This is a genomic window from Lysinibacillus sp. G01H (assembly GCF_028872195.1).
GTDB classification, from domain to species: Bacteria; Bacillota; Bacilli; order Bacillales_A; family Planococcaceae; genus Lysinibacillus; species Lysinibacillus capsici.
In genome coordinates this window covers 3,339,707-3,360,114 of sequence record NZ_CP118397.1, presented here as the reverse complement: position 1 = coordinate 3,360,114, position 20,408 = coordinate 3,339,707, and the positions used below count along the sequence as shown (strand labels likewise).

Here is a 20,408-nt window from a genome sequence, read left to right as displayed (position 1 = left end):
GTGAACAGGTATGACACGTTGAATTGTTTTGCGTAGACTTGCGCATGCACATATAGCGGGCGGACATCTTCAAAAATGTCCGTCCTTTTTTTATGGACATGACGAGAGGATGTACCGTTCAACCGGGCAAGGCTTTGCCCAAACCATGTATTCGCGACAACTACTTGGAGGTGGATTACTATTAGCAAAGACATGTATGTAAACGAAGGCATTCGCGCACGTGAACTTCGATTAATCGATCACAATGGTGACCAGCTTGGTGTAAAGACACGTAATGAAGCGCTAGAAATCGCCGCTCGTGTAAACTTGGATCTTGTCCTTGTGGCCCCTCAAGCCAAGCCGCCAGTCGCTCGTATCATGGACTATGGTAAATTTAAGTTTGAACAGCAAAAGAAAGACCGTGAAATTCGTAAAAATCAAAAGGTCATCGTAATGAAAGAGGTTCGTTTGAGCCCAACAATCGATGAGCATGATTTCCAAACGAAGTTACGTAATGCGATTAAATTCCTTGAAAAAGGCGATAAAGTAAAATGTAGCCTACGTTTCAAAGGTCGTGCGATCACACACAAAGAGATTGGTCAACGTGTGTTAGATCGTTTTGCTGAAGCTTGTGCTGAAGTATCAACGGTAGAACAAAAACCGAAGATGGAAGGCCGAAGCATGTTCTTAGTTCTTCAACCAAAGAACGAGAAATAATATTAGACGAACAGTTTAGGAGGAATTCGACATGCCAAAAATGAAAACTCACCGTGGAGCTGCGAAACGTTTCAAAAAAACGGGTTCAGGTAAATTAAAATACGACCGTGCTTATGGAAGCCACTTATTCGCAAACAAATCTACGAAACAAAAACGTCACCTACGTAAAGCGAACATCGTATCATCTGGTGACTTCAAACGCATCAAATCTTTACTTGTATACATGAAATAATTGACTACAAAAAAATACTAACATTCATTTTTAAATGAAAAGCAGGAGGTAATTCATATGCCACGCGTAAAAGGCGGAACAGTGACGCGCAAACGTCGTAAAAAAGTATTGAAATTAGCTAAAGGTTACTATGGTTCAAAACATACATTATACAAAGTTGCTAACCAAGCAGTAATGAAATCAGGTCAATATGCATACCGTGACCGTCGTCAGAAAAAACGTGATTTCCGTAAATTATGGATCACTCGTATCAACGCAGCTGCTCGTATGAACGGTCTTTCTTATAGCCGTTTAATGCACGGTTTAAAAGTTGCAGGTATCGAAGTTAACCGTAAAATGTTAGCTGACCTTGCAGTAACTGATGCTGCAGCATTCACTCAATTAGCAGACGCTGCTAAAAAAGCAGTAGCTAAATAATAGCTGACAACATTAACTGTTATTTCTGCACCGAAAGCGTAGCGACAGGTGCAAAATGACACAAGTGCGATAAAAAGACTGATGGGTTTTTCCATCAGTCTTTTTTGTGTTAGATTAATAGTATCACGGTTTTAAAGGAGTAAGAAATGGGACAAGCATTATTAGCTTATATGAGCATTGTATCAATTGTATTGCTCATTTTAATGGGGATGGATAAATCGCGCGCAAAGAATCATGAATGGCGTATAGCAGAGCGTACATTATTTACACTAGCCATAGCAGGAGGGGCAGTTGGGGGTGTATTGGGTATGTATTTATTCCGCCACAAAACACGTCATAACCACTTTGCATTTGGTTTTCCCCTACTTGCAGCCATACAAATTTTTATCATTGTGCAGCTGTGGACATAAATGAGAATAATTAAAACACATCCTCATTATGGGGATGTGTTTCGCATAAGCTGTTCAATGGGCTGCTTCCAATTGATTTTGGCGCTTGGATAGTTCAATAATATTTCTTGCTGCAAATATTCAAAGTCGCTTTTGCTGAAGCCTTGTAATGTTGCAGCATCACGCGCACCGACGAAAATGGTTACAACCTCAAATGCATCCTCTGTTGTGCCTAGGTATTTTTCACCTTCAAAAAGAGCACCCTTATAAGAAATAAAGAAATTTTTTCGGACATTTTTAACGTCATCATAGAAATAATACTGGCCTTTTTCATAGGCTTCATCAAGTTTGCGTTTAGGATCGGTTATATAACGAATCGCTTTGTAAAATACATAGATAATAAGCGCTATTACAGCAAGTCGAATTAGTAACGGCAACATGTTTAAATTTCCCCCTTGAAGAAAGGTTATTCTTTCCTATACGATTAGAAGGGTCAAATAGTTTCACTTTTTATAAAAAATTTTTTAGAAATTTAGGAGAAAAAAATGAATTTACAACAATTGTTTACCATGCAAAAAGAGCTTGATGATTTTATCGAGCAAACACAAAATATTCAGCAAGATGTGTTTCAGGAAAAGGGCTTAGCCTTACTAGTGGAGCTAGCTGAGCTTGCTAATGAAACACGTTGCTTTAAATTTTGGAGCACAAAGGGACCATCAGCACGTGAAGTCATTTTAGAAGAATATGTAGATTCGATTCATTTTATCTTATCTCTTGGCTTATTAAAGGGCTATACATCGATTGAAATGTGGCCTTTCGTAGAAGAGAACAAAGATTTAACGGCTACTTTTTTAGAAACACAAAGTGTTATTTTAGCATTTATTCATCAACCTACAGAGGAGCGTTATTTAGCTATTTGGCAATACTATGGGTTGCTAGCGTATAATCTCGGTTTTACATTTGAGGATGTGGTAAGTGCTTATCTTGAAAAAAATCAAGAAAATTATCATCGGCAGCGTTCAGGTTATTAAATTAAGAAATACACCAATTTTCAGACGATTAAGCTAGGAATATTTCGGTAAACGAAGTATAATAAAATAGATACAAGAAGTAGGAGGCAAAAGGATGATACAACTAGATCCAACATTACAAATGTTTAAAGATTTAACAGATGCGAATGGTATCGCAGGTAATGAACGTGCACCGCGTGAGGTCATGAAAAAATACATTGCACCATATGCAGATACTGTAGAAACAGATAACTTAGGTAGTGTCATTGCTAAAAAAATTGGCGATGAAAACGGTCCTAAAATTGTTGTAGCAGGACATTTAGATGAAGTAGGCTTCATGGTTACACAAATTGATGACAAAGGTTTTATCAAATTCCAAACAGTAGGTGGCTGGTGGAGCCAAGTTATGCTTGCACAGCGTGTAACGATTACTACACGTAAGGGCGATGAAGTGATTGGGGTTATTGGTTCAAAGCCACCTCATATTTTACCTGCTGATGTACGTAATAAAGTAGTAGACATTAAAGATATGTTTATCGACATTGGTGCAGCTTCTAAAGATGAAGTTCTTGAGTGGGGCGTTCGTCCTGGCGATATGGTAACACCGTACTTTGAGTTTAATGTAATGAAAAATGATAAGTATCTATTAGCTAAAGCTTGGGATAACCGTATCGGCTGTGCAATTGCGATTGATGTTATGAAAGCGTTACAAAATGAAAAGCACCCTAATATTCTCTATTCTGTAGGGAATGTACAAGAAGAAGTTGGACTTCGCGGTGCTAAAACTACTACACATAAAATCCAACCAGATATTGGATTTGCAGTAGACGTAGGTGTAGCAGGAGATACTCCTGGAGTTACAGCAAAAGAATCAACGAGTAAGATGGGTGCAGGCCCTCAAATCGTTGTGTATGATGCATCTATGGTTTCACATCGTGGCTTACGTGAATTCGTATTAGATGTAGCAGATGAGCACAATATTCCATATCAATTTGAAGCGATGGCTGGCGGTGGTACAGATGCTGGCTCCATCCACGTAACAGCAAATGGTGTACCAGCACTATCAATTGGTATTGCGACACGCTATATCCATTCACATGCAGGTATCCTACATCGTGATGATTATGATAATGCCGTTAAATTAATGGTAGAAGTCATTAAAAAATTAGATCGTGATGCAGTCAATAAAATTACTTTTGAATAATTAGAAGAAATGGACTTGCCCTCTAACAAATGTTGTTAGGGGGCTTTTCATTATTTTTAGTATTAAATTTTCTCCCTCTGCTACCAATAGTGACAAAGCTCCCAAACTATTTTTACACATTGTACCTTTGATACATTTTAGTACCTTATCCATAAATAAGTTATATATGCATAAATATTCGTTTTGACGAATTTTTGTCACATTTAATAACAAATAAATAATAATAAAAATTAATTATAAAAATTCAGTTGATTTTATATTTATGCATGTTATACTAATTTCAACAGCAACGATATAAGGAGCGAAGGCTATGAAATTACTCGAAGAAGTACAGTTAAAGTTAGTGTCTAGTTTAAAAGGAAAAGATCTACTAACTTTGCTAGACTATACAAGTCAAGAGGTTCAAGATCTTATTGAATTAGCGACACAGCTTAAAATGATTACAAAAGAGGGGAAATGCCCAAGATTATTAGAAGGTAAAACGCTTGGAATGATTTTCGAAAAGCATTCAACTCGTACACGTATTTCATTTGAAGTTGGTATGAATCAATTAGGTGGAAAAAGTATGTTTATGCATGCACGTGATTTGCAAATTGGTCGTGGCGAATCGATTTATGATACAGCCCATGTATTATCGGGCTATTTAGATGGTATTATGATTCGTGCAAACTCTCACGCAATGGTCAAAGAGCTGGCGGAGCATGCAGTAATCCCAGTTATTAATGGATTAACGGATATTTATCATCCTTGTCAGGCATTAGCTGATTTAGAGACGATTGCAGAAAATAAAGGCATGTTAAAAGGACTTAAAATTGCCTATGTAGGAGATGGCAACAATGTAGCACACTCACTCGTAGTAGCTTCAGCACACGTTGGCATGAATGTAGCTGTTGCGACTCCTGTAGGGTATGAATGTGATGGGGAAGTCATCGCTAAAGCACAGGCGATTGCGGCAGCAAATGGCAGTACGATTATGATCACGAATGATCCTGTTGAAGCAGTATTAAATGCAGATGTCGTCTATGCAGATGTTTGGACATCTATGGGTCAAGAGGAAGAAGCAGCAAAACGTTTACAAGACTTTGCTGGCTATCAAATTAATGATGAGCTAGTAGCCTATGCAAAACCAAATTATATGTTCTTGCATTGCTTACCAGCACATCGTGAGGAAGAGGTTGCAACTTCAGTTATTGATGGACCTAATTCTTACATCTTTGAGCAAGCTGAAAATAGATTGCATGCACAAAAAGCTGTATTAGCATCGATTTTAGCTTAAATTTAGACATATGCTTTCTCGAGTTGAGAAGTACGATAGATAGAGTTTACATGGACAACAGAGGGTGTTCATGTAAATAACATAAAAGTGGTAGGCAGACAGAGGGATGTTCACCACGTGCGATGTTTGTTGTCAAGATGGATGGCTACATCGCTACATAGTAAAGTAACCTGGGAGACGCTGGGTTACTTTTTTTCTTTGTCAAAATATAACACATAGTTTTCTTATAAGTTATAGAGAATATAAGGAATTATTTATATAATAGGTTAAATAATTAATGAAGGGGTGAACTCCTCGTGAATATAGACCATATCGAGGCATTTTTATATGTTGTCCATTACAAAAGTATCCATAAAGCAGCCAATGCATTATTTCTTTCACAGCCGACTGTAACTGCACGTATTAAGTCATTAGAACGAGAGCTAGGTGTTGAGTTATTTTACCGAGATGGAAGAAGTGTGAGCGTATCAGAGAAAGGGAAAGATTTTTTACCATTTGCCACGCAAATTGTGCAAACATTTCAGCAAGGAAAGAAGCAATTAGAAGAAACGCAGGAGATCGATGAGGTATGTATTGGTGCAAACGGTGTAACAGCTCAGTATTTTTTAGCCTATGCATTGCCTAAATGGAAAGAGCAATTCCCTTATTTGCGTTTTCAATTATTTACAGGTTCCACAGCAAACATTTTAGAAAAGCTACAAAGCCACCAAATTCATCTAGGCTTTATTCAATATGTACATGGGAATGACATTGAGAACGAGCTTTTATTGAACAATACAGTGAAACTTGTCAAACACCGTGATCACCCATTACAACTAGATGAACTCATTCAAGCAAAAGAATTAGCTCAACAGAAAATGGTATTTTTTGAATGTGGCGCGTTTGATTGGAATTATGTGCATAAAATGTTTGAGGTAGAGGGAGTAGCAGCCAATATTGAGGTACGAACAGATCATTTAGAAGTTGCCAAAGAATTTATTCGGACAAAAGACTATTTAAGCTTTTTACCACATCTTTGTATCAAAAAGGAGCTGGAAAGCGGTGAATTTGTGGAGATAGACGTTAAGCATTTGCTGGATATGAATCAACATATATTTTTAACCTATAAAGAGAAGGAGACATTGCCATCAGCCTTTTGGCAGACAATTTGTGAAACAGCTAAGCATTTTGAAAGCATAGGAGACACGTATTGATAAAAAATTTTATCACCACATAAAATTTTTTCTATTACTGTACCTATTGCATATCGTCTAAAGGAACGGTAATATCATTCTCAATCCAATAAAACATACTTAACCACTATGTTTAGTAAAATAAAGATTGAGGAGGAATTGACATGGCTAGACAGGATAAAATTCGATTTGGAGCAATTATTCATGGGGTAGGAGGAAATATTTCTGGTTGGCGTCATCCAAAGGTGGCGAGCAATCAAAGTGTAAGCTTACCTTTCTATATTCAGCAGGCTCAGAAAGCAGAGCAGGGAAAATTTGATGTAGCATTTATTGCGGATGGTTTATTTATTAACGAAAAATCCATCCCTCATTTTTTAAATCGATTTGAACCTATTACAATCTTATCGGCTTTAGCAGTAGCGACGAAAAACATTGGGTTAGTTGGAACAGTCTCAACTTCCTATAGCGAACCATTTACAGTAGCACGCCAATTCGCTTCATTAGATCATATTAGTGCTGGGCGTGCTGGATGGAATGTTGTAACGACACCATTAGAAAGTACTGCTTTGAACTATAACAAAACAATCGACCAACATCCTAGCCATGCAGAACGCTATCAAATTGCGGAAGAATACTTAGAGGTTGTCCAAGGCTTATGGGACTCGTGGGATGATGATGCGTTTATTGCAGATGTCAACAAAGATCAATTTTTTGATCCAGAAAAATTACACACATTACATCATAAAGGGCGATATTTTTCAGTCCAAGGACCACTCAATATTGGTCGAACAAAGCAAGGCCAGCCCGTTATTTTCCAGGCTGGGTCGTCTGATGCAGGCATTCGATTAGCTGCAAAAGATGCAGATGCCATTTTCACACATGGGGCATCTATTGAAGAGGCACGGAAATTTTACTTGAGAGTAAAAAAAGAGGTGGCAACATTTGGACGAAATCCTGAAGAAGTGAAGATTTTTCCAGGTATATCACCAATTATTGGCGATACGGTGGAGGAAGCAGAGGCGAAATATCAAGAAATCGTCGAGTTAGTTTCCCTAGACCGCGCTCTTGCTTATCTTGGACGTTACTTCGACCATCATGATTTTACCCAATACGATGTGGATGCACCGTTTCCTGATTTAGGTGATATTGGTGCCAACAGCTTTAGAAGTACAACAGATTATATTAAACGCTATGCTAGGCAAGAGGGACTTACATTACGTCAAGTCGCTTTACGCGAGGCGACACCAAAAACAGCCTTTTTTGGGACAGCTGAGCAAGTAGCAGATCTTGTACAAGAATGGTTTGAAAAGGAAGCAGCAGATGGTTTTATTATTGGCGTGACAGTACCTGGTGCTCTTGAAGATTTTGTTGATAAAGTAGTGCCAATTTTACAAGCAAGAGGGCTATATCGTAAAGACTATGAGGCAGATACTTTGCGTGGGAATTTAGGTTTACCCTTCAAGGAAAGTCGCTATGTTAAACAGTCTGTCTAAAAACCTAGTAAATTCATTTGAATAAAAGAGATTAGGAGGTATTGTATGAGTTATACATTAGGCATATTAGATCAAAGCCCTATTATTGAAGGAGCAAGCAATGAACAAACATTACAAAAAACGGTAGCCTTAGCACAGAGAGCTGAGCAGTTAGGCTATTCACGTTTTTGGGTATCGGAGCATCATCATACAGAGTCATTAGCAGGCTCTTCTCCAGAAATATTAGTTTCTTATTTACTTGCCAAAACCAAATCCATTCAAATTGGGTCAGGAGGGGTTATGCTACAGCATTATAGCCCCTATAAAGTAGCGGAAAATTTCCATGTTCTAGCATCATTGGAGCCAGGACGTGTAGATTTAGGCATCGGTAAAGCCCCTGGTGGCTTGCCACTTTCCACGAAGGCTTTACAATATGGCACACTCAATCAAGGGGAAGATTTTGAAGAGAGACTAATATTTTTACAGCAATTAATTGAGCAAACCATACCAAAAGAGCACGAATTATATGGCATACAAGCAACGCCAATTCCAAAGACAAAGCCAACATTATTTTTACTTGGCGCTAGCCCTGAAAGTGCTGCTCTTGCAGGAAAACTCGGCATTGCATTTGTCTTTGCTCGATTTATTAATAGTGATAATGATGTATTGGTGCAAGCGGCTTCAACCTATCGCAGTCATCATCCAAACGGTACTTTTGCGCTTTCTATTGCTGCACTTGCTGCTCCAAGTAAAGAGGAAGCGAAAAAACTAATAGGAGATCAAAAAATTACAAAGGTGCATTTAGCAAGTGGCAGAAGCCTGACGCTACAATCAGTAGAGCTAGCAGAGAAATTTGGTCAGGAATCTGGAGAGGAATATACAGTGGAACAGTATGAGGCTGATATTTTATACGGTACGGCAGAAGAAATTAAAGCCATTTTAGATAACTACCATGTACGATTCCAAATCGATGAATTTATTTTGCATACGCCCATCTTGAAGGAATTTGAACGTCAACGTTCGTTTGAGCTTTTAAGTCCTGTCCATTTGCAGTTACAACAAAAGGTGAAGGTAATCTAAGGAGGTCATGATTATGACAAAAAATTTAGATATAATCATTTGGTCGAAGCAAGGTTGTAGTTATGGCGAGGAAATAAAAACATATCTACAAGAACGACATATTTCCTACAAAACAGTTGATGTCATGTCTAATGATATATTCAGAGACATCCTCGATATAAAGTATGGTGTTCGACATGTGCCTGTTGTAGAAATCGGGTCAAGTGAAACAGGTATCTATAGAGCTGTAACGGCAATTGGTTTAGAGCATCTACAGAAGGCACTTGCTGTGAATCTACCCTCATATGCATAACAGAAGGAGAGGAATTTTATGAAAAAAATATCATTTTATTTGCTACTTGTGCTAGCAGCGCTATTAACAGCATGTGCAAACTCAGAAAAAACAGTTGGTGACGCAAGTGCTCAAAAAACAGCACAGAGCGGCAAGGATGTTCAAAAAATTATAGTTGGTACGGGAACTCAGTTTCCAAACATCTGTTTTTTAGATGACAAGGGAAATTTAACTGGTTATGATGTAGAGCTTGTTCGTGCAATTGATGAGAAGCTACCAGAGTATGAGTTTGAATTTAAAACAATGGAATTCTCCAATTTATTACTAAGTTTAGAAACAAGAAAAATAGATTTTATTGCCCATCAAATGGAAGTTAATAGTGAGCGCGAGGAGAAATTTTTATTTAATAAAGAGCCGTATAATGTATTCCCATTAAAGGTGACAGTCAACGAGAAAAATAATGCCATTCAATCCATTGAGGATTTAAAAGGGAGAAATGTGAGTGTCTCACCAACAAGTAACTCAGCTGTTTTTATTGAAAAATATAATAAAGAGCATAATTTAGGAGCAAATATCGTTTATTCTTCTGGCTCCGTTGATGTTAACAATCAACTAGCCACGGGACGAATTGATGCTATTATTACCACACCGTTTGCTGTTCGATACTATAACGAAAGCAATGAGGCACAGCAAAAGGTTGTAGGTGATGCATTATTAAATTCAAAGGTCTACTTTTTACTCAATAAAGATGAAGTGAAGTTACAGGAGCGCTTAGATGAAGCGATCGTTGAATTAAAGAATGAGGGGGTAGTGAGTGAGCTTAGTAAAAAGTGGTTGGGTGATGATTATACAGTAGACTTCTAATGAACAGGAAAGGAAGATGGCAGTATGGAAAATAACTTTGATGTCGTGCTAATTGCGCAAGTCATTCCAACATTGCTTCAGTATTTACCCATAACTTTCGAGATTCTAGTATTCTCCATACTTTTTGGTATGATGCTTGGGATTGTGCTAGCCATACCAAAGCTACTTCACATACCGATATTGAAGCAAATTATTACATTCTATATATCCTTTATTCGTGGCACACCCATTTTAGTGCAGTTGTTCTTAGTATTTTACGGCATTCCTGCATTGTTAAAGCTCATTCATATTGATGTGACAAGAATGGATTCGATGTATTTTGTTATTATTACGTACACATTCAGCAATGCGGCAGCCTTTGCCGAAATATTTCGTGCAGCAATTTTAACCGTTGATCGGGGTCAAATGGAGGCGGCCTATTCAGTAGGCTTAAGTGGATCACAGGCTTTTATGCGAATTGTTTTTCCACAGGCAATACGTGTTGCTTTTCCAAATATAGCAAATACAATGATTAGTTCATTAAAAGATACATCGTTAGCATTCTCCATCGGTGTAATGGATATGGTGGGGAGGGGAGAAACCTTGATTGCTTCTACGACACGAGCGTTTGAAATCTATGTAGCTTTGTCAATTGTTTACTATGTCATCGTGATAATCCTTGAAAAAGTATTTAAATTTAATGAACGCTATTTTAATCGCTATATGCCAAAGGAGCTTGCTTCACAATAGGGGGAATATGCTATGACCATTGATATCGCATTTATAGTAGAAGCATTACGAGAAATTAGTAAAGTAATACCGTTAACCTTATTCATGACTATTACACCTGTTTTATTAGGAATCGTTATTGGCATAATTGTAGCTTTCGTGCGCATTCAACAGATAAAAATAGTCTCATGTGTACTAAATTTTTATGTTTCATTTTTCAGAGGAACACCTATCATTATGCATATCATGCTCGTTTATTTTGGCTTGCCAATGCTAGTTGATAGTGTAGCTAATTTACTTCATTTAAAGATACAATCAAATTCTATTCCTATTTTATTTTTTGTCATACTAGCCTTAACACTTAGTGCAGGGGCTTATGCCTCAGAAATTATTCGTTCAGGGATATTAGCTGTACCTAAAGGACAACTAGAAGCAGCATATGCGATTGGATTAACATTTCCTCAAGCTATGCGACGTTATATTTTACCACAAGCATTTGGGCAATCTATTCCTAACTTGACGAATGTTTTTATCGGTTTTTTACATGCTACATCATTAGCATTTTTCCTATCCATTAAAGAATTGACCGGTGTGGCAAATATTATTGCTTCCATGAACTTAAAGTTTTTAGAGTCATTTATTGCTGTTGGACTTATTTATTGGGGAATTTCAATCATCGTAGAATGGGTTTCACACCGTATTGAAAAAAGAGTAACAGTCTATAGTAAGGGCGGTTTTTCATCATAGAAAGGGGAAATTAGAATGACAGTAGCAGACATTTTGATTGAACATTTACAAGAGGAAGATTATGCAAGCTATCTTGAAGTTTTAGTTGAGAGCTATGCGCAATATGAAAACGACTATGAAGACCCAGAGCACTGGCAATCATATTTAAGTGATATCCATGCTTCGGTTGGTAATCCGAATGCAGAGACAATTCTTATTGCAAAACGCGGAGATGATATATTAGGTGGATTACAACTATTTACGGATGCAGGGAAAGCGTATGGCCTGCCAGAGCTAAATATTCAATCGACGATTGTGCGCTTATTAGGTGTGCATCCAAAAGGAAGAGGGCAAGGGGTTGCTAAGAAATTATTAAATGAAAGTTTTGCCTTTGCAAGAAAGAGACAGGATCAGGCACTTTATTTACACTCAGGTGATATGATGCAGGCTGCCATTAATCTTTACTTATCATTAGGTTTTGTGCGAGATGAGTCGAAAGAATTTTACAAGGGAGATATATTAGTTAAGAGCTTCCGTTATGATTTATAATGATAAACCCGCTGATATTCTAGTCAATCAGCGGGTTTTAATGTTAATTATAGAGTGAAAATCTTTCCTGGATTCATAATGTTAAGTGGATCAAGTGCTGCTTTTATGCTTTTCATGACGACTAAAGAGGTACCGTGCTCAGTGGCTTGGTATTTCATTTTGCCAATGCCAACACCATGCTCGCCTGTACATGTGCCACCTCGAAGTAATGCATATTGCACGATTTGTTCATTGAAGCGATCCGCTTTTGCCTGCTCCTCGGCGTCATTTGGATTTAACATTAAAAGTGCATGGAAATTTCCATCGCCCACATGGCCCACAAGCCCACCTGCGAGTCCAACATGATCAAGCTGTTCTCGTGCATATAAAATGGTTTCGGCAAGCACAGAGATTGGTACACAGACATCCGTTGACATGAGCTTCTTACCAGGATAAGCATGAATATATGCATAGGCTAAAGAATGTCGTGCTTCCCAAAGCTTGTTACGAGCAGCATTATCTTGTTCGAATTCGACGGATAGACAGCTGTAGTCCTCAAAAATTTCTGTAGCGAATGCGATGTCCGCATGCATACCCGCTTCGTTTCCGTGGAATTCTAAAAACAATGTTGGTTTTTCGCTAAAGGATGTATCGTTATAGACATTGGCCTGCTTCATAGAGGATTCATCGACCAATTCCACTCGACCAATTGAACTACCAGCCTGTAATAAGGCGGTAACAGCACTCACAGCATCTCCGACTGTGTCAAAAACAGCTCGCCCCGCTGTCACAAATTCAGGTATACCATACACTTTTAACGTTAACTCCGTAAAGCAGCCAAGTGTTCCTTCAGAGCCGACAAATAGACCATTTAAATGATAACCAGAAGAGGATTTCGCGGCTAAATTACCTGTATGGATGACAGAGCCATCTGCAAGGACAACCTCTAAATCACGAACCTGATCACGCATAACACCGTAACGCACAGCAGTTGTACCACTAGCATTCGTTGCAGCCATGCCACCTAGTGTTGCATCTGCACCTGGATCCACTGTGAATTGTAGACCGTGTTTTTTTAACTCCTTATTCAGCTGAGAGCGTGTGACGCCAGGCTGAACTTTTACTAGAAGGTCATCAGGTCGAACTTCTAATATCGTATTCATTTCAGAGAAATCAATAGAAATACCATGTGCAATAGGAATCGCGTTTCCTTCTAAGCTGGAGCCAACACCGAATGGTACAACTGGTACACGTTGTGCATGTGCAATTTTTAAGATGGCACTGACATCAGCTGTGGAACGGGGAAAGACAACGATATCAGGTAATCTCATCATATGATGAGATTCATCCTTTCCATGTAGCTGTCGTACCGTTTCGTTTGTTGACACTTGTTCTTCTAATAAAACCTGTTTGAGTTGATTGACAAGTAATTCTACTGCAACAGTCATTCCAATCCCTCCAAATTTTCTGATAAGTAAAACTTTATCACGCATTTATTGGAAATGGAATGCACAGTTCATTAAAAATCAGTTAGCAAATACTTTTTCTAATTTTTGAACAAATTCATCTTGTTCTGATGGACTGGATTGCTTCCACCATTTTTCAAAAAACACCCCAAGCCCTGGTAGTAAATGCTCTTCTCCACGATTAATAGCATCTTCCACAATGTCTTTAAATTCTGCGGCAGATTGACCATGTACATTCGCTGTAATTGCATCTCTTATTTGAAAATTCATCTATATCGCCTCCTTAGTAGTAATTTGTCCAACTAACGTTTAAATATGTATGAAATACCAAAGAAAATAGATAATTTTTGTAATAACTTTGGGGGAATTATGACTAAATATGCCAGGCATTTTATTCTTTCTGCGCGCTGAAATGCTGAAAATGGGCATTAGCTCTCAAGCAACATGACAGTCTAAGATTGTGTTACCTAGGAATATTGAACTGTGCACAGTTGACAGGAAGAGTGGTATGTCTATTCGCAACGATCACAAGCTTTCATTAACACAATCTTTTGAAGAAATTTTAGAGGCAGTGCAACCAATGATTACAGCCATTTTCACGCAGCTCCATATTTACAAGGATTTTGATTACTATCGTCATATCGCTTCTATTGCTGTATGGAGGGCATGGCTAAAAGCAGATCCAGCAAAGGGACAATTTTCTGCTTATCTTTATTCTTCGATAAAAGGTGAGATTCTAAATGAATTATCAAGGGAAAAAAACTATACAGAGCGAATAACGGTTGTTGATGGTGAAACACTCAATTTTATTCTTAATGACTTGGAGGGTTGGGACAATCAAAAAAATCCTAGCTTACTTGAGATTAAGTTGTCTCAGCTTAAGCAGATAGAAAGAGAAATATTACTACTTTATTATGCAGAAGGTTACAGTGATCAAGAAATAGCTAATGCATTAGGCTTATCCGCTGTTGCTATTAAAAAAAGAAGAGGTAGAATCATCCAGAGATTGAAACAGCAACTTTTCAGGGTGGAATAAAGAACTAAAAATATCAAAAGTATGCTAATATTGAAATAAAATGAATATTAGCATACTTCATATAGGTGCATACAAATTCCGATAAAAGTGTTATGATTTGTAAGAAGTCAAAGAAATATACAATTCAAATTTAAATAATCGATATAGATAGATAAAATTTCCTAGTGAATGTTTATATAGTAGTATGGAGGGTTTGGAGTGGAGAGATGGTTTAATCAGATAGAGAAAAAAGAGATTTGGTACATGGTATTACCCTTATTACTTGTCATACCATTACTGAGCTTTAGCAATCAAATATATGGTGTTTTCCAAGGTAACATGTATCAAGATATAAAACTGGTGATACAAGTATTAATCATCGTTTTTACAATGGCAATTGCGATCCAATCCTATTTAGTATTTTCACACTTATTATCCAATCAAACTTTATACATAGGAAACATGTTTTTCATTATTGCCTTATTAGAATTAATTAGCTTGTTTTTTAGCCAATCTAGAGAATGGAACTTTATGAACGAGCCTCTACATATATTAATGCGTTTGTACTTAGCCATTGGATTTATACTTATTATTTTAAACCCTAAAAAGCGATTAACCATGAATCATCGGATACTGACATATGGTTGTTCGATGCTTTTCGTTCTAGGAAGCGTTTTTCTGGCTTATAATTCGCCCAAAATATTGCCTGAAAATTGGTTAGATACGATTGATAATATGGTACATCTAATTGCTATTATTCTTCAAATTTTAACCATTGCTATTGTTAGTACATATGTAAAAAAATTACCGAAGCGTTCCATGTGGCTCATTAGCGCAGCTATTTCTCTCATTGTGAGTGATATCTTCTTTATTGTTAGTCAAGATCAAAATGCAATATGGGATTTCTCAGCACTGATCTATCAGTTTTTAGCATTCTATTTTTTCCTAAAGGCGATTTATTATACGTCTGTGGAAAAACCATTTCAGCAGCTGTTGAAAATTAAAAAGGATCTTGAACAATCTCAACAGGAACTTCGATTTCAAGCTTATCATGATGATATTACATTGTTGCCAAATGAACATTTACTACTAAAGACGTTAAAAGAAAATTTACATGAACATAAAGCGCAAAAGGCTATCATTGCCATAGAAATTGATCGCTTTGCGGCAATTCGTTCGTCCATTGGTATAAGTAACTCTAATACAATGATGAAACTTGTTGCAGAACGAATTCAATCGATTGTACCTCCACATTATTTTGCAACTAAACTGCGTGAGGGACAATTTGTTATTTATATTGACCATGTAAAGACGATTGAGGAACTACTGCAATTTTGCTTAAATCTTAAAAGTGCCATGACAGATCCTTTACAGGTCCAATTATTTTCATTAAATGGCAGTCTAAATATTGGGATTGCTCTCTATGAGGAGCAATGGACTGGTGAAGAGCTATTAATGCATGCACAGTTAGCGATGCGAGAGGCTAGACAAATACCTCAAAGATTTCTTTTTTATAAACCGTATATGTCTAAAGGTATTGCAGATCGAATATTGTTAGAGCAAGACTTACATAATGCGTTAGCCAATAATGAATTTTATTTAGACTATCAACCACAGGTCAACTTAAAGACAGGTACCATCGAATCGGTCGAAGCTTTGGTACGCTGGCGTCATCCAACGCGGGGCTTTGTTCCACCTGATGTCTTTATTCCTATTGCTGAAGAATGTGGCCTTATTATCCCGCTAGGTAAATGGATTTTAGAAACCGCATGCACACAAGCGAAAGCATGGGAGAAACAAGGCTTACCTCCAATGAAAGTGGCAGTAAATTTATCACTTGGCCAGTTATTTCAACAGGATTTAGTAGAAATGGTACAAGATATTTTACAACGTACCAATTTAGATCCGTCATTTTTACAATTAGAAATTACAGAAAGTATGACCATGAATATTGATCAAATGACACAGCTATTACATGAGTTAAAGGCATTAGGTATCCAAATTGCTGTAGATGATTTTGGAACAGGCTATTCCTCTCTCTCTTATTTAAAGGAATTCCCAATTGATTGTTTAAAAATTGACCGAACATTTGTGAGAAACGTGCCACATAATCCAAATGATGAAGCACTTGTTTCCATGATTATTTCGATGGCTAAACATTTACGTTTGAAGGTTGTGGCAGAGGGCATTGAAGAAGTGGAGCAATTATCTTTTCTAATAGATGGTGGCTGTGATTATATTCAGGGCTATCTATTCAGTAAGCCAATATCCCCTCAGCAAATTACCGAAACCTATAAAGATTTACATCATCGTGTGGAGGAAGTATTAACACAACTTCAATATATTGAAGATTATATTATTTAAAAAAGAACCTGCTTATTACTATTGAGTAAGCAGGTTCTTGCTGTTTAGTGAACGAGATATTCTTCTTTTAATTCGGATATAGCTACTTCAGATCGCTCTTCTAAAGAACGGCGTAGGTGAACTGTCGCTGTTTTTTCATCATCGTGGAGCTGATCGATCCAGATGGAAACGCCATTATAGCTCACTTCAAATTCTAAAGGTGAGGCGACAATTTCTTGAGCACGCTGAAAATCCAAGTGAAGCCCCCCTTATTTTTTCTGCTTATTCTTATTTTGCGTGACTGTATTAATTAGCTCCATAAACTCTTGAGAAAATTCCTCACTCACCTTATTTGGTGCAATCTTTTGGTTTTTCGGCGTTTGAGGTAATGAGCCTTTATTATTGCTTTGACCTTGTTTATTGTCTCTTCCCATGTGAGTTGCTCCTTTCCTGTTGATATAAATTAATATGGCTTTGAAATGAACTTTTTATCCCGTCAGCACAGATCGCACTTCACAAGGAATAATTCGCATAGCTCTTTGTTTATTGCGAACAATAATTAGTATTAAGATTTTTTAACAGAAAAATTATCGTTTAATAAAACCCAATTTTGATGAAACGGGAATCCTAATGCCCAATAGCTAATGCCACGTAAATTGTAATGTTTAGTCATGTCGAATTTGGCTTGTGCACTTCTCGCATCTTCAAACCATACCTCGTGCTGCCTTCCTTGCTCATCAACATATCGATAAAAAGGAGATTGTGCCGTTGGATCATACTGAATTGTTGCCCTGTACTTGATGGCCCTATTGAGCGCTTCCTGCGGGCTAAATGTTTCGGCTTCTTGGCCTTTGACATGAGGTAAGAGCCAATCACGCGCATACAACTCAAAACCCAATAAGATTTTATCAGCTGGTATTTCGGTTAAAGCATATTCCACGACTCTTCGCATTTCATTAATGGGGGAAATGGCTTGTGGAGGGCCAAGACGATAGCCCCATTCATATGTCATTAATACAACAAAATCTGCTATTCTCCCATGTGCTTCGTAATCATGGGCTTCATATAATGTCCCAGTTTGTGAAGCACTTGTTTTAGGTGCGAGCGCTGTTGAAACTAAATAGCCTTTTGGATGAAGGGTATCCACAGCCAATTGAATAAAGGCATTGAAATTTTCGCGATCAGCAGGTAAAACATTTTCAAAATCAATATTTAATACTTGATAACCTTTATCTTGCATCACCTGTAACACATTATTCATGACCTTTTTACATAACTCTGCATTGGACAAGACGACATGAGCTAAATTAGAGCCTTCTTCTGTAGAAGTAAAATTAGTGAGCGTTAACATCGGGATAATATGTTTAGCCTTTGCTGCCGCTATCATATTTTCATCATTAATGGGCTGTAATGTCCCATCTTCCTTCATCTTATAAGCAAAAGGACTAAAATAAGTTAGTAGATGACCAATAGCATTAATGGAGTCTACAGCTTCTTCTGAAGGTTGGTAGGAATAAGCATTGACTTCAATCATCGGTAATTTTCTTGGGATCATCAATTGTGAACCGACATAAAGCATATTGGGATTGTTTAGATTATTTTTTACTGCAACGGCTTGAACGGTCGTACCATAGCGCTGTGCTATTTGCCATAAAGTTTCTCCTGGCTGCACCTTATGAACAATGGGTGGAATAATTAATTTCGTTCCAGGTGTTAATAGATCGGGATTCGTTAGATGGTTTTCTATTATGATAGATTGCAAGGGAACGCTAAATTTCTGTGCGATGGACCATAACGTATCTCCTTTTTGAACCGTATAAATTGTATAAGGAGAAGGGATAACCAGTGATTGTCCGATGGCTAATTGATCAGGAGTAGCTAATGCATTTAATTGGCTAATAGATTGAACGGGTACAGCATAACGATTAGCGATTTGCCACAGTGTTTCGCCAGCACTTACCACATGGATAAGCATAGAACACCTCCAACACGTTGTTATTAGTGCATCATATGTTTCTAGTGTGAAAAAGAGTATTTTAGTGTGAGTCCAGTAAAATAGTTGAAAAGTCAAATTCTTTCTCAATGAGTTGCATAGGATAAGTATCATTGTGAGAAAGGGGCTTGATGTTGAAAAAGGCGAAGCTCACAGGAAGAATCGTCACGCCGGAAGATTCGGATTATGAACAAGCGAGAACGAATAATAATCTAAATAATCCAAAATATCCGAGTGTCATTGTGTTTTGTCAAGAAACGAAAGATGTGGTTAATGCCTTAAAATGGGCTAGAGAAAACAACGAGCCTTTCAGAATTCGAAGTGGTCGTCATAGCTATGAAAATTTTTCTTTAGTAAATAAAGGGCTTGTCATTGATGTAAGTGATATGAATGATATTTCAGTAAATCTCTCAGAAATGACGGCTAGAATTGATGCTGGAGCTAATATGGGAATCGTATACCGTACATTATGGGAGCAAGGTGTTACCATTCCTGCTGGTACAGAAAGTAGTGTTGGGGTGGTCGGTTTGACCCTTGGAGGGGGGATAGGGATGCTATCACGACCGTTTGGATTAACTTGTGACAATCTAATTGAAATCGAAACGGTGGTTGCTAGTGAACATGAGGGTGCTCAGGTAATCAGAGCGAATAAGCAACAACATCATGATCTGTTTTGGGCAAGTCGTGGTGGAGGAGGAGGCAATTTTGGTATAGTCACTTCTTTGACATTCAAGCTTCATGCGATTAATAAAGTATCACTCTTTTCTATTACATGGGGATGGGATGACTTTGAAGTGGCCTTTGATGCATGGCAAAAATGGGCCCCCTATACAGATAAGCGTCTAACTTCACAGATTGAGCTAAAAACAAAGGAAGTAGGTGAACTAGTCGCACAAGGTGAGTTTATAGGAACAGCAGCTGAATTAAAGAAATTGCTTCGCCCTCTTAGAAAAACAGGCATGCCAACAAGTATTTGGATAAAGGAAGTGCCATATAGCAAGGCAATAGAATTTTTTGATTTACCAAGCGGCAATCAGCCTGCCTTTCGAAAAAGATCCGGGTCATTTTTGGAGAGACCGTTTCCATATAAGGCGATTCAAAGAATGAAAGAATTTTTAGCCCATGCACCTAATTCAACTACAACAATATGGCAACAGTCTTTAAGAGGAGCAGTAGGTGAAATTGCTCCCCAGCATACAGCCTATTACTATCGCAATGCGATAATAGCTCAAGAATATAATACTTCCTGGGAAAACCCGAAAGAGGAAGAACAAAATATTAAGTGGGTAGAAAATTTACGTCGAGCTTTATCACCTTATACGGCTGGTGATTATGTGAATTTTCCAGATCGATATATTCAGGACTGGCATACAGCCTATTACGGACGCAATTTTAGAAGGCTTCGTGAAGTGAAAACAAAATATGATCCGTATAATATATTTCAATTTCAGCAGAGTATCCCACCTATTAGGAAGTGGTTGTAGCTGGAGAATGGGGCAGGTGAAGCGGCACTCCTGCTCCTTTTTGATTTTCACGTTTTAGCTTG

24 protein-coding genes are annotated in these 20,408 nt (G+C 37.7%); 18 read left to right on the top strand and 6 right to left on the bottom strand.

All coding sequences use genetic code 11. From position 1 onward, the window contains the following. The first annotated feature begins 192 nt into the window (after positions 1-192). The 4 genes from infC (at position 193) to PSR12_RS17070 (ending at position 1,755) form a co-directional block, all read left to right on the top strand. Positions 193-696, top strand: a complete 504-nt coding sequence (infC, locus tag PSR12_RS17085) for a translation initiation factor IF-3 (RefSeq protein ID WP_016994853.1) — start codon at positions 193-195, stop codon at positions 694-696. 31 nt (positions 697-727) lie between these two features. Continuing rightward, positions 728-928 carry a 50S ribosomal protein L35 gene (gene rpmI / locus PSR12_RS17080; RefSeq protein ID WP_004226312.1) on the top strand — a complete coding sequence of 67 codons (201 nt, stop codon included), beginning with the start codon at positions 728-730 and terminating at the stop codon, positions 926-928. 57 nt (positions 929-985) lie between these two features. Continuing rightward, on the top strand, positions 986-1,345 hold the full coding sequence (gene rplT / locus PSR12_RS17075; protein ID WP_004226314.1) for a 50S ribosomal protein L20: 360 nt from the start codon (positions 986-988) through the stop codon (positions 1,343-1,345). Positions 1,346-1,491: 146 nt separating this feature from the next. Further along, on the top strand, positions 1,492-1,755 hold the full coding sequence (locus tag PSR12_RS17070; RefSeq protein ID WP_221680972.1) for a DUF1294 domain-containing protein: 264 nt from the start codon (positions 1,492-1,494) through the stop codon (positions 1,753-1,755). A 26-nt stretch (positions 1,756-1,781) separates the two neighbouring features. Here PSR12_RS17070 and PSR12_RS17065 read toward each other — a convergent pair whose 3' ends face one another. Next, positions 1,782-2,174: a sigma-w pathway protein ysdB gene (locus tag PSR12_RS17065; RefSeq protein ID WP_221680971.1), complete on the bottom strand. Its 393-nt coding sequence runs from the start codon at positions 2,172-2,174 to the stop codon at positions 1,782-1,784. 105 nt (positions 2,175-2,279) lie between these two features. Here PSR12_RS17065 and PSR12_RS17060 point away from each other — a divergent pair, with 105 nt between their 5' ends. The 11 genes from PSR12_RS17060 (at position 2,280) to PSR12_RS17010 (ending at position 12,066) form a co-directional block, all read left to right on the top strand. Then, positions 2,280-2,765 carry a dUTP diphosphatase gene (locus PSR12_RS17060; protein ID WP_004226337.1) on the top strand — a complete coding sequence of 162 codons (486 nt, stop codon included), beginning with the start codon at positions 2,280-2,282 and terminating at the stop codon, positions 2,763-2,765. Positions 2,766-2,859: 94 nt separating this feature from the next. Next, positions 2,860-3,948 (top strand): M42 family metallopeptidase, encoded by a 1,089-nt coding sequence (locus tag PSR12_RS17055; protein WP_274769886.1) that lies wholly within the window; start codon positions 2,860-2,862, stop codon positions 3,946-3,948. A 310-nt stretch (positions 3,949-4,258) separates the two neighbouring features. Continuing rightward, positions 4,259-5,224, top strand: a complete 966-nt coding sequence (gene argF, locus PSR12_RS17050) for an ornithine carbamoyltransferase (protein ID WP_004226343.1) — start codon at positions 4,259-4,261, stop codon at positions 5,222-5,224. A gap of 296 nt (positions 5,225-5,520) precedes the next feature. After that, the gene (locus tag PSR12_RS17045; RefSeq protein ID WP_274769884.1) at positions 5,521-6,417 is read left to right on the top strand and encodes a LysR family transcriptional regulator; all 897 of its coding nucleotides are present in this window, start codon (positions 5,521-5,523) and stop codon (positions 6,415-6,417) included. Between the two features lie 143 nt (positions 6,418-6,560). After that, on the top strand, positions 6,561-7,889 hold the full coding sequence (locus PSR12_RS17040; protein WP_274769883.1) for an LLM class flavin-dependent oxidoreductase: 1,329 nt from the start codon (positions 6,561-6,563) through the stop codon (positions 7,887-7,889). 45 nt (positions 7,890-7,934) lie between these two features. Next, positions 7,935-8,948: an LLM class flavin-dependent oxidoreductase gene (locus tag PSR12_RS17035; protein WP_274769881.1), complete on the top strand. Its 1,014-nt coding sequence runs from the start codon at positions 7,935-7,937 to the stop codon at positions 8,946-8,948. 13 nt (positions 8,949-8,961) lie between these two features. Continuing rightward, positions 8,962-9,240, top strand: coding sequence for a glutaredoxin family protein (locus PSR12_RS17030; protein ID WP_274769879.1), 279 nt, complete (start codon positions 8,962-8,964; stop codon positions 9,238-9,240). An 18-nt stretch (positions 9,241-9,258) separates the two neighbouring features. Further along, positions 9,259-10,083 (top strand): transporter substrate-binding domain-containing protein, encoded by an 825-nt coding sequence (locus PSR12_RS17025; RefSeq protein ID WP_274769877.1) that lies wholly within the window; start codon positions 9,259-9,261, stop codon positions 10,081-10,083. Between the two features lie 24 nt (positions 10,084-10,107). Continuing rightward, positions 10,108-10,812 (top strand): amino acid ABC transporter permease, encoded by a 705-nt coding sequence (locus PSR12_RS17020; RefSeq protein WP_221680963.1) that lies wholly within the window; start codon positions 10,108-10,110, stop codon positions 10,810-10,812. Between the two features lie 12 nt (positions 10,813-10,824). Then, positions 10,825-11,538 carry an amino acid ABC transporter permease gene (locus PSR12_RS17015; RefSeq protein ID WP_274769875.1) on the top strand — a complete coding sequence of 238 codons (714 nt, stop codon included), beginning with the start codon at positions 10,825-10,827 and terminating at the stop codon, positions 11,536-11,538. A gap of 15 nt (positions 11,539-11,553) precedes the next feature. Then, positions 11,554-12,066 carry a GNAT family N-acetyltransferase gene (locus PSR12_RS17010; protein WP_274769873.1) on the top strand — a complete coding sequence of 171 codons (513 nt, stop codon included), beginning with the start codon at positions 11,554-11,556 and terminating at the stop codon, positions 12,064-12,066. Between the two features lie 47 nt (positions 12,067-12,113). Here the strand turns inward: PSR12_RS17010 and PSR12_RS17005 are convergent, their stop codons facing one another. Both PSR12_RS17005 and sspI read right to left on the bottom strand, forming a co-directional pair. Next, entirely contained in the window at positions 12,114-13,493 is a 1,380-nt protein-coding gene (locus PSR12_RS17005) for an FAD-binding oxidoreductase (RefSeq protein ID WP_221680960.1), read from the bottom strand. 78 nt (positions 13,494-13,571) lie between these two features. Then, the gene (sspI, locus tag PSR12_RS17000) at positions 13,572-13,781 is read right to left on the bottom strand and encodes a small acid-soluble spore protein SspI (RefSeq protein WP_004226361.1); all 210 of its coding nucleotides are present in this window, start codon (positions 13,779-13,781) and stop codon (positions 13,572-13,574) included. A gap of 238 nt (positions 13,782-14,019) precedes the next feature. Here sspI and PSR12_RS16995 point away from each other — a divergent pair, with 238 nt between their 5' ends. Together PSR12_RS16995 and PSR12_RS16990 are read left to right on the top strand one after the other, a co-directional pair. Next, positions 14,020-14,547 carry an RNA polymerase sigma factor gene (locus PSR12_RS16995; RefSeq protein WP_221680959.1) on the top strand — a complete coding sequence of 176 codons (528 nt, stop codon included), beginning with the start codon at positions 14,020-14,022 and terminating at the stop codon, positions 14,545-14,547. Positions 14,548-14,745: 198 nt separating this feature from the next. Beyond that, positions 14,746-16,890, top strand: coding sequence for a bifunctional diguanylate cyclase/phosphodiesterase (locus tag PSR12_RS16990; RefSeq protein ID WP_257520338.1), 2,145 nt, complete (start codon positions 14,746-14,748; stop codon positions 16,888-16,890). Positions 16,891-16,934: 44 nt separating this feature from the next. Here the strand turns inward: PSR12_RS16990 and PSR12_RS16985 are convergent, their stop codons facing one another. From PSR12_RS16985 to PSR12_RS16975, 3 genes are all read right to left on the bottom strand, one after another. After that, a complete protein-coding gene (locus PSR12_RS16985) occupies positions 16,935-17,126 on the bottom strand; it encodes an H-type small acid-soluble spore protein (protein WP_004226369.1) in 192 nt (63 codons plus the stop codon). 12 nt (positions 17,127-17,138) lie between these two features. Next, entirely contained in the window at positions 17,139-17,303 is a 165-nt protein-coding gene (locus PSR12_RS16980; RefSeq protein WP_004226371.1) for a YfhD family protein, read from the bottom strand. A gap of 131 nt (positions 17,304-17,434) precedes the next feature. After that, positions 17,435-18,844 (bottom strand): glycoside hydrolase family 18 protein, encoded by a 1,410-nt coding sequence (locus PSR12_RS16975; protein ID WP_274769868.1) that lies wholly within the window; start codon positions 18,842-18,844, stop codon positions 17,435-17,437. A gap of 152 nt (positions 18,845-18,996) precedes the next feature. Between PSR12_RS16975 and PSR12_RS16970 the strand changes: the two genes are divergently transcribed. Then, entirely contained in the window at positions 18,997-20,346 is a 1,350-nt protein-coding gene (locus tag PSR12_RS16970) for an FAD-binding oxidoreductase (protein ID WP_221680957.1), read from the top strand. Positions 20,347-20,408: the final 62 nt, after the last annotated feature.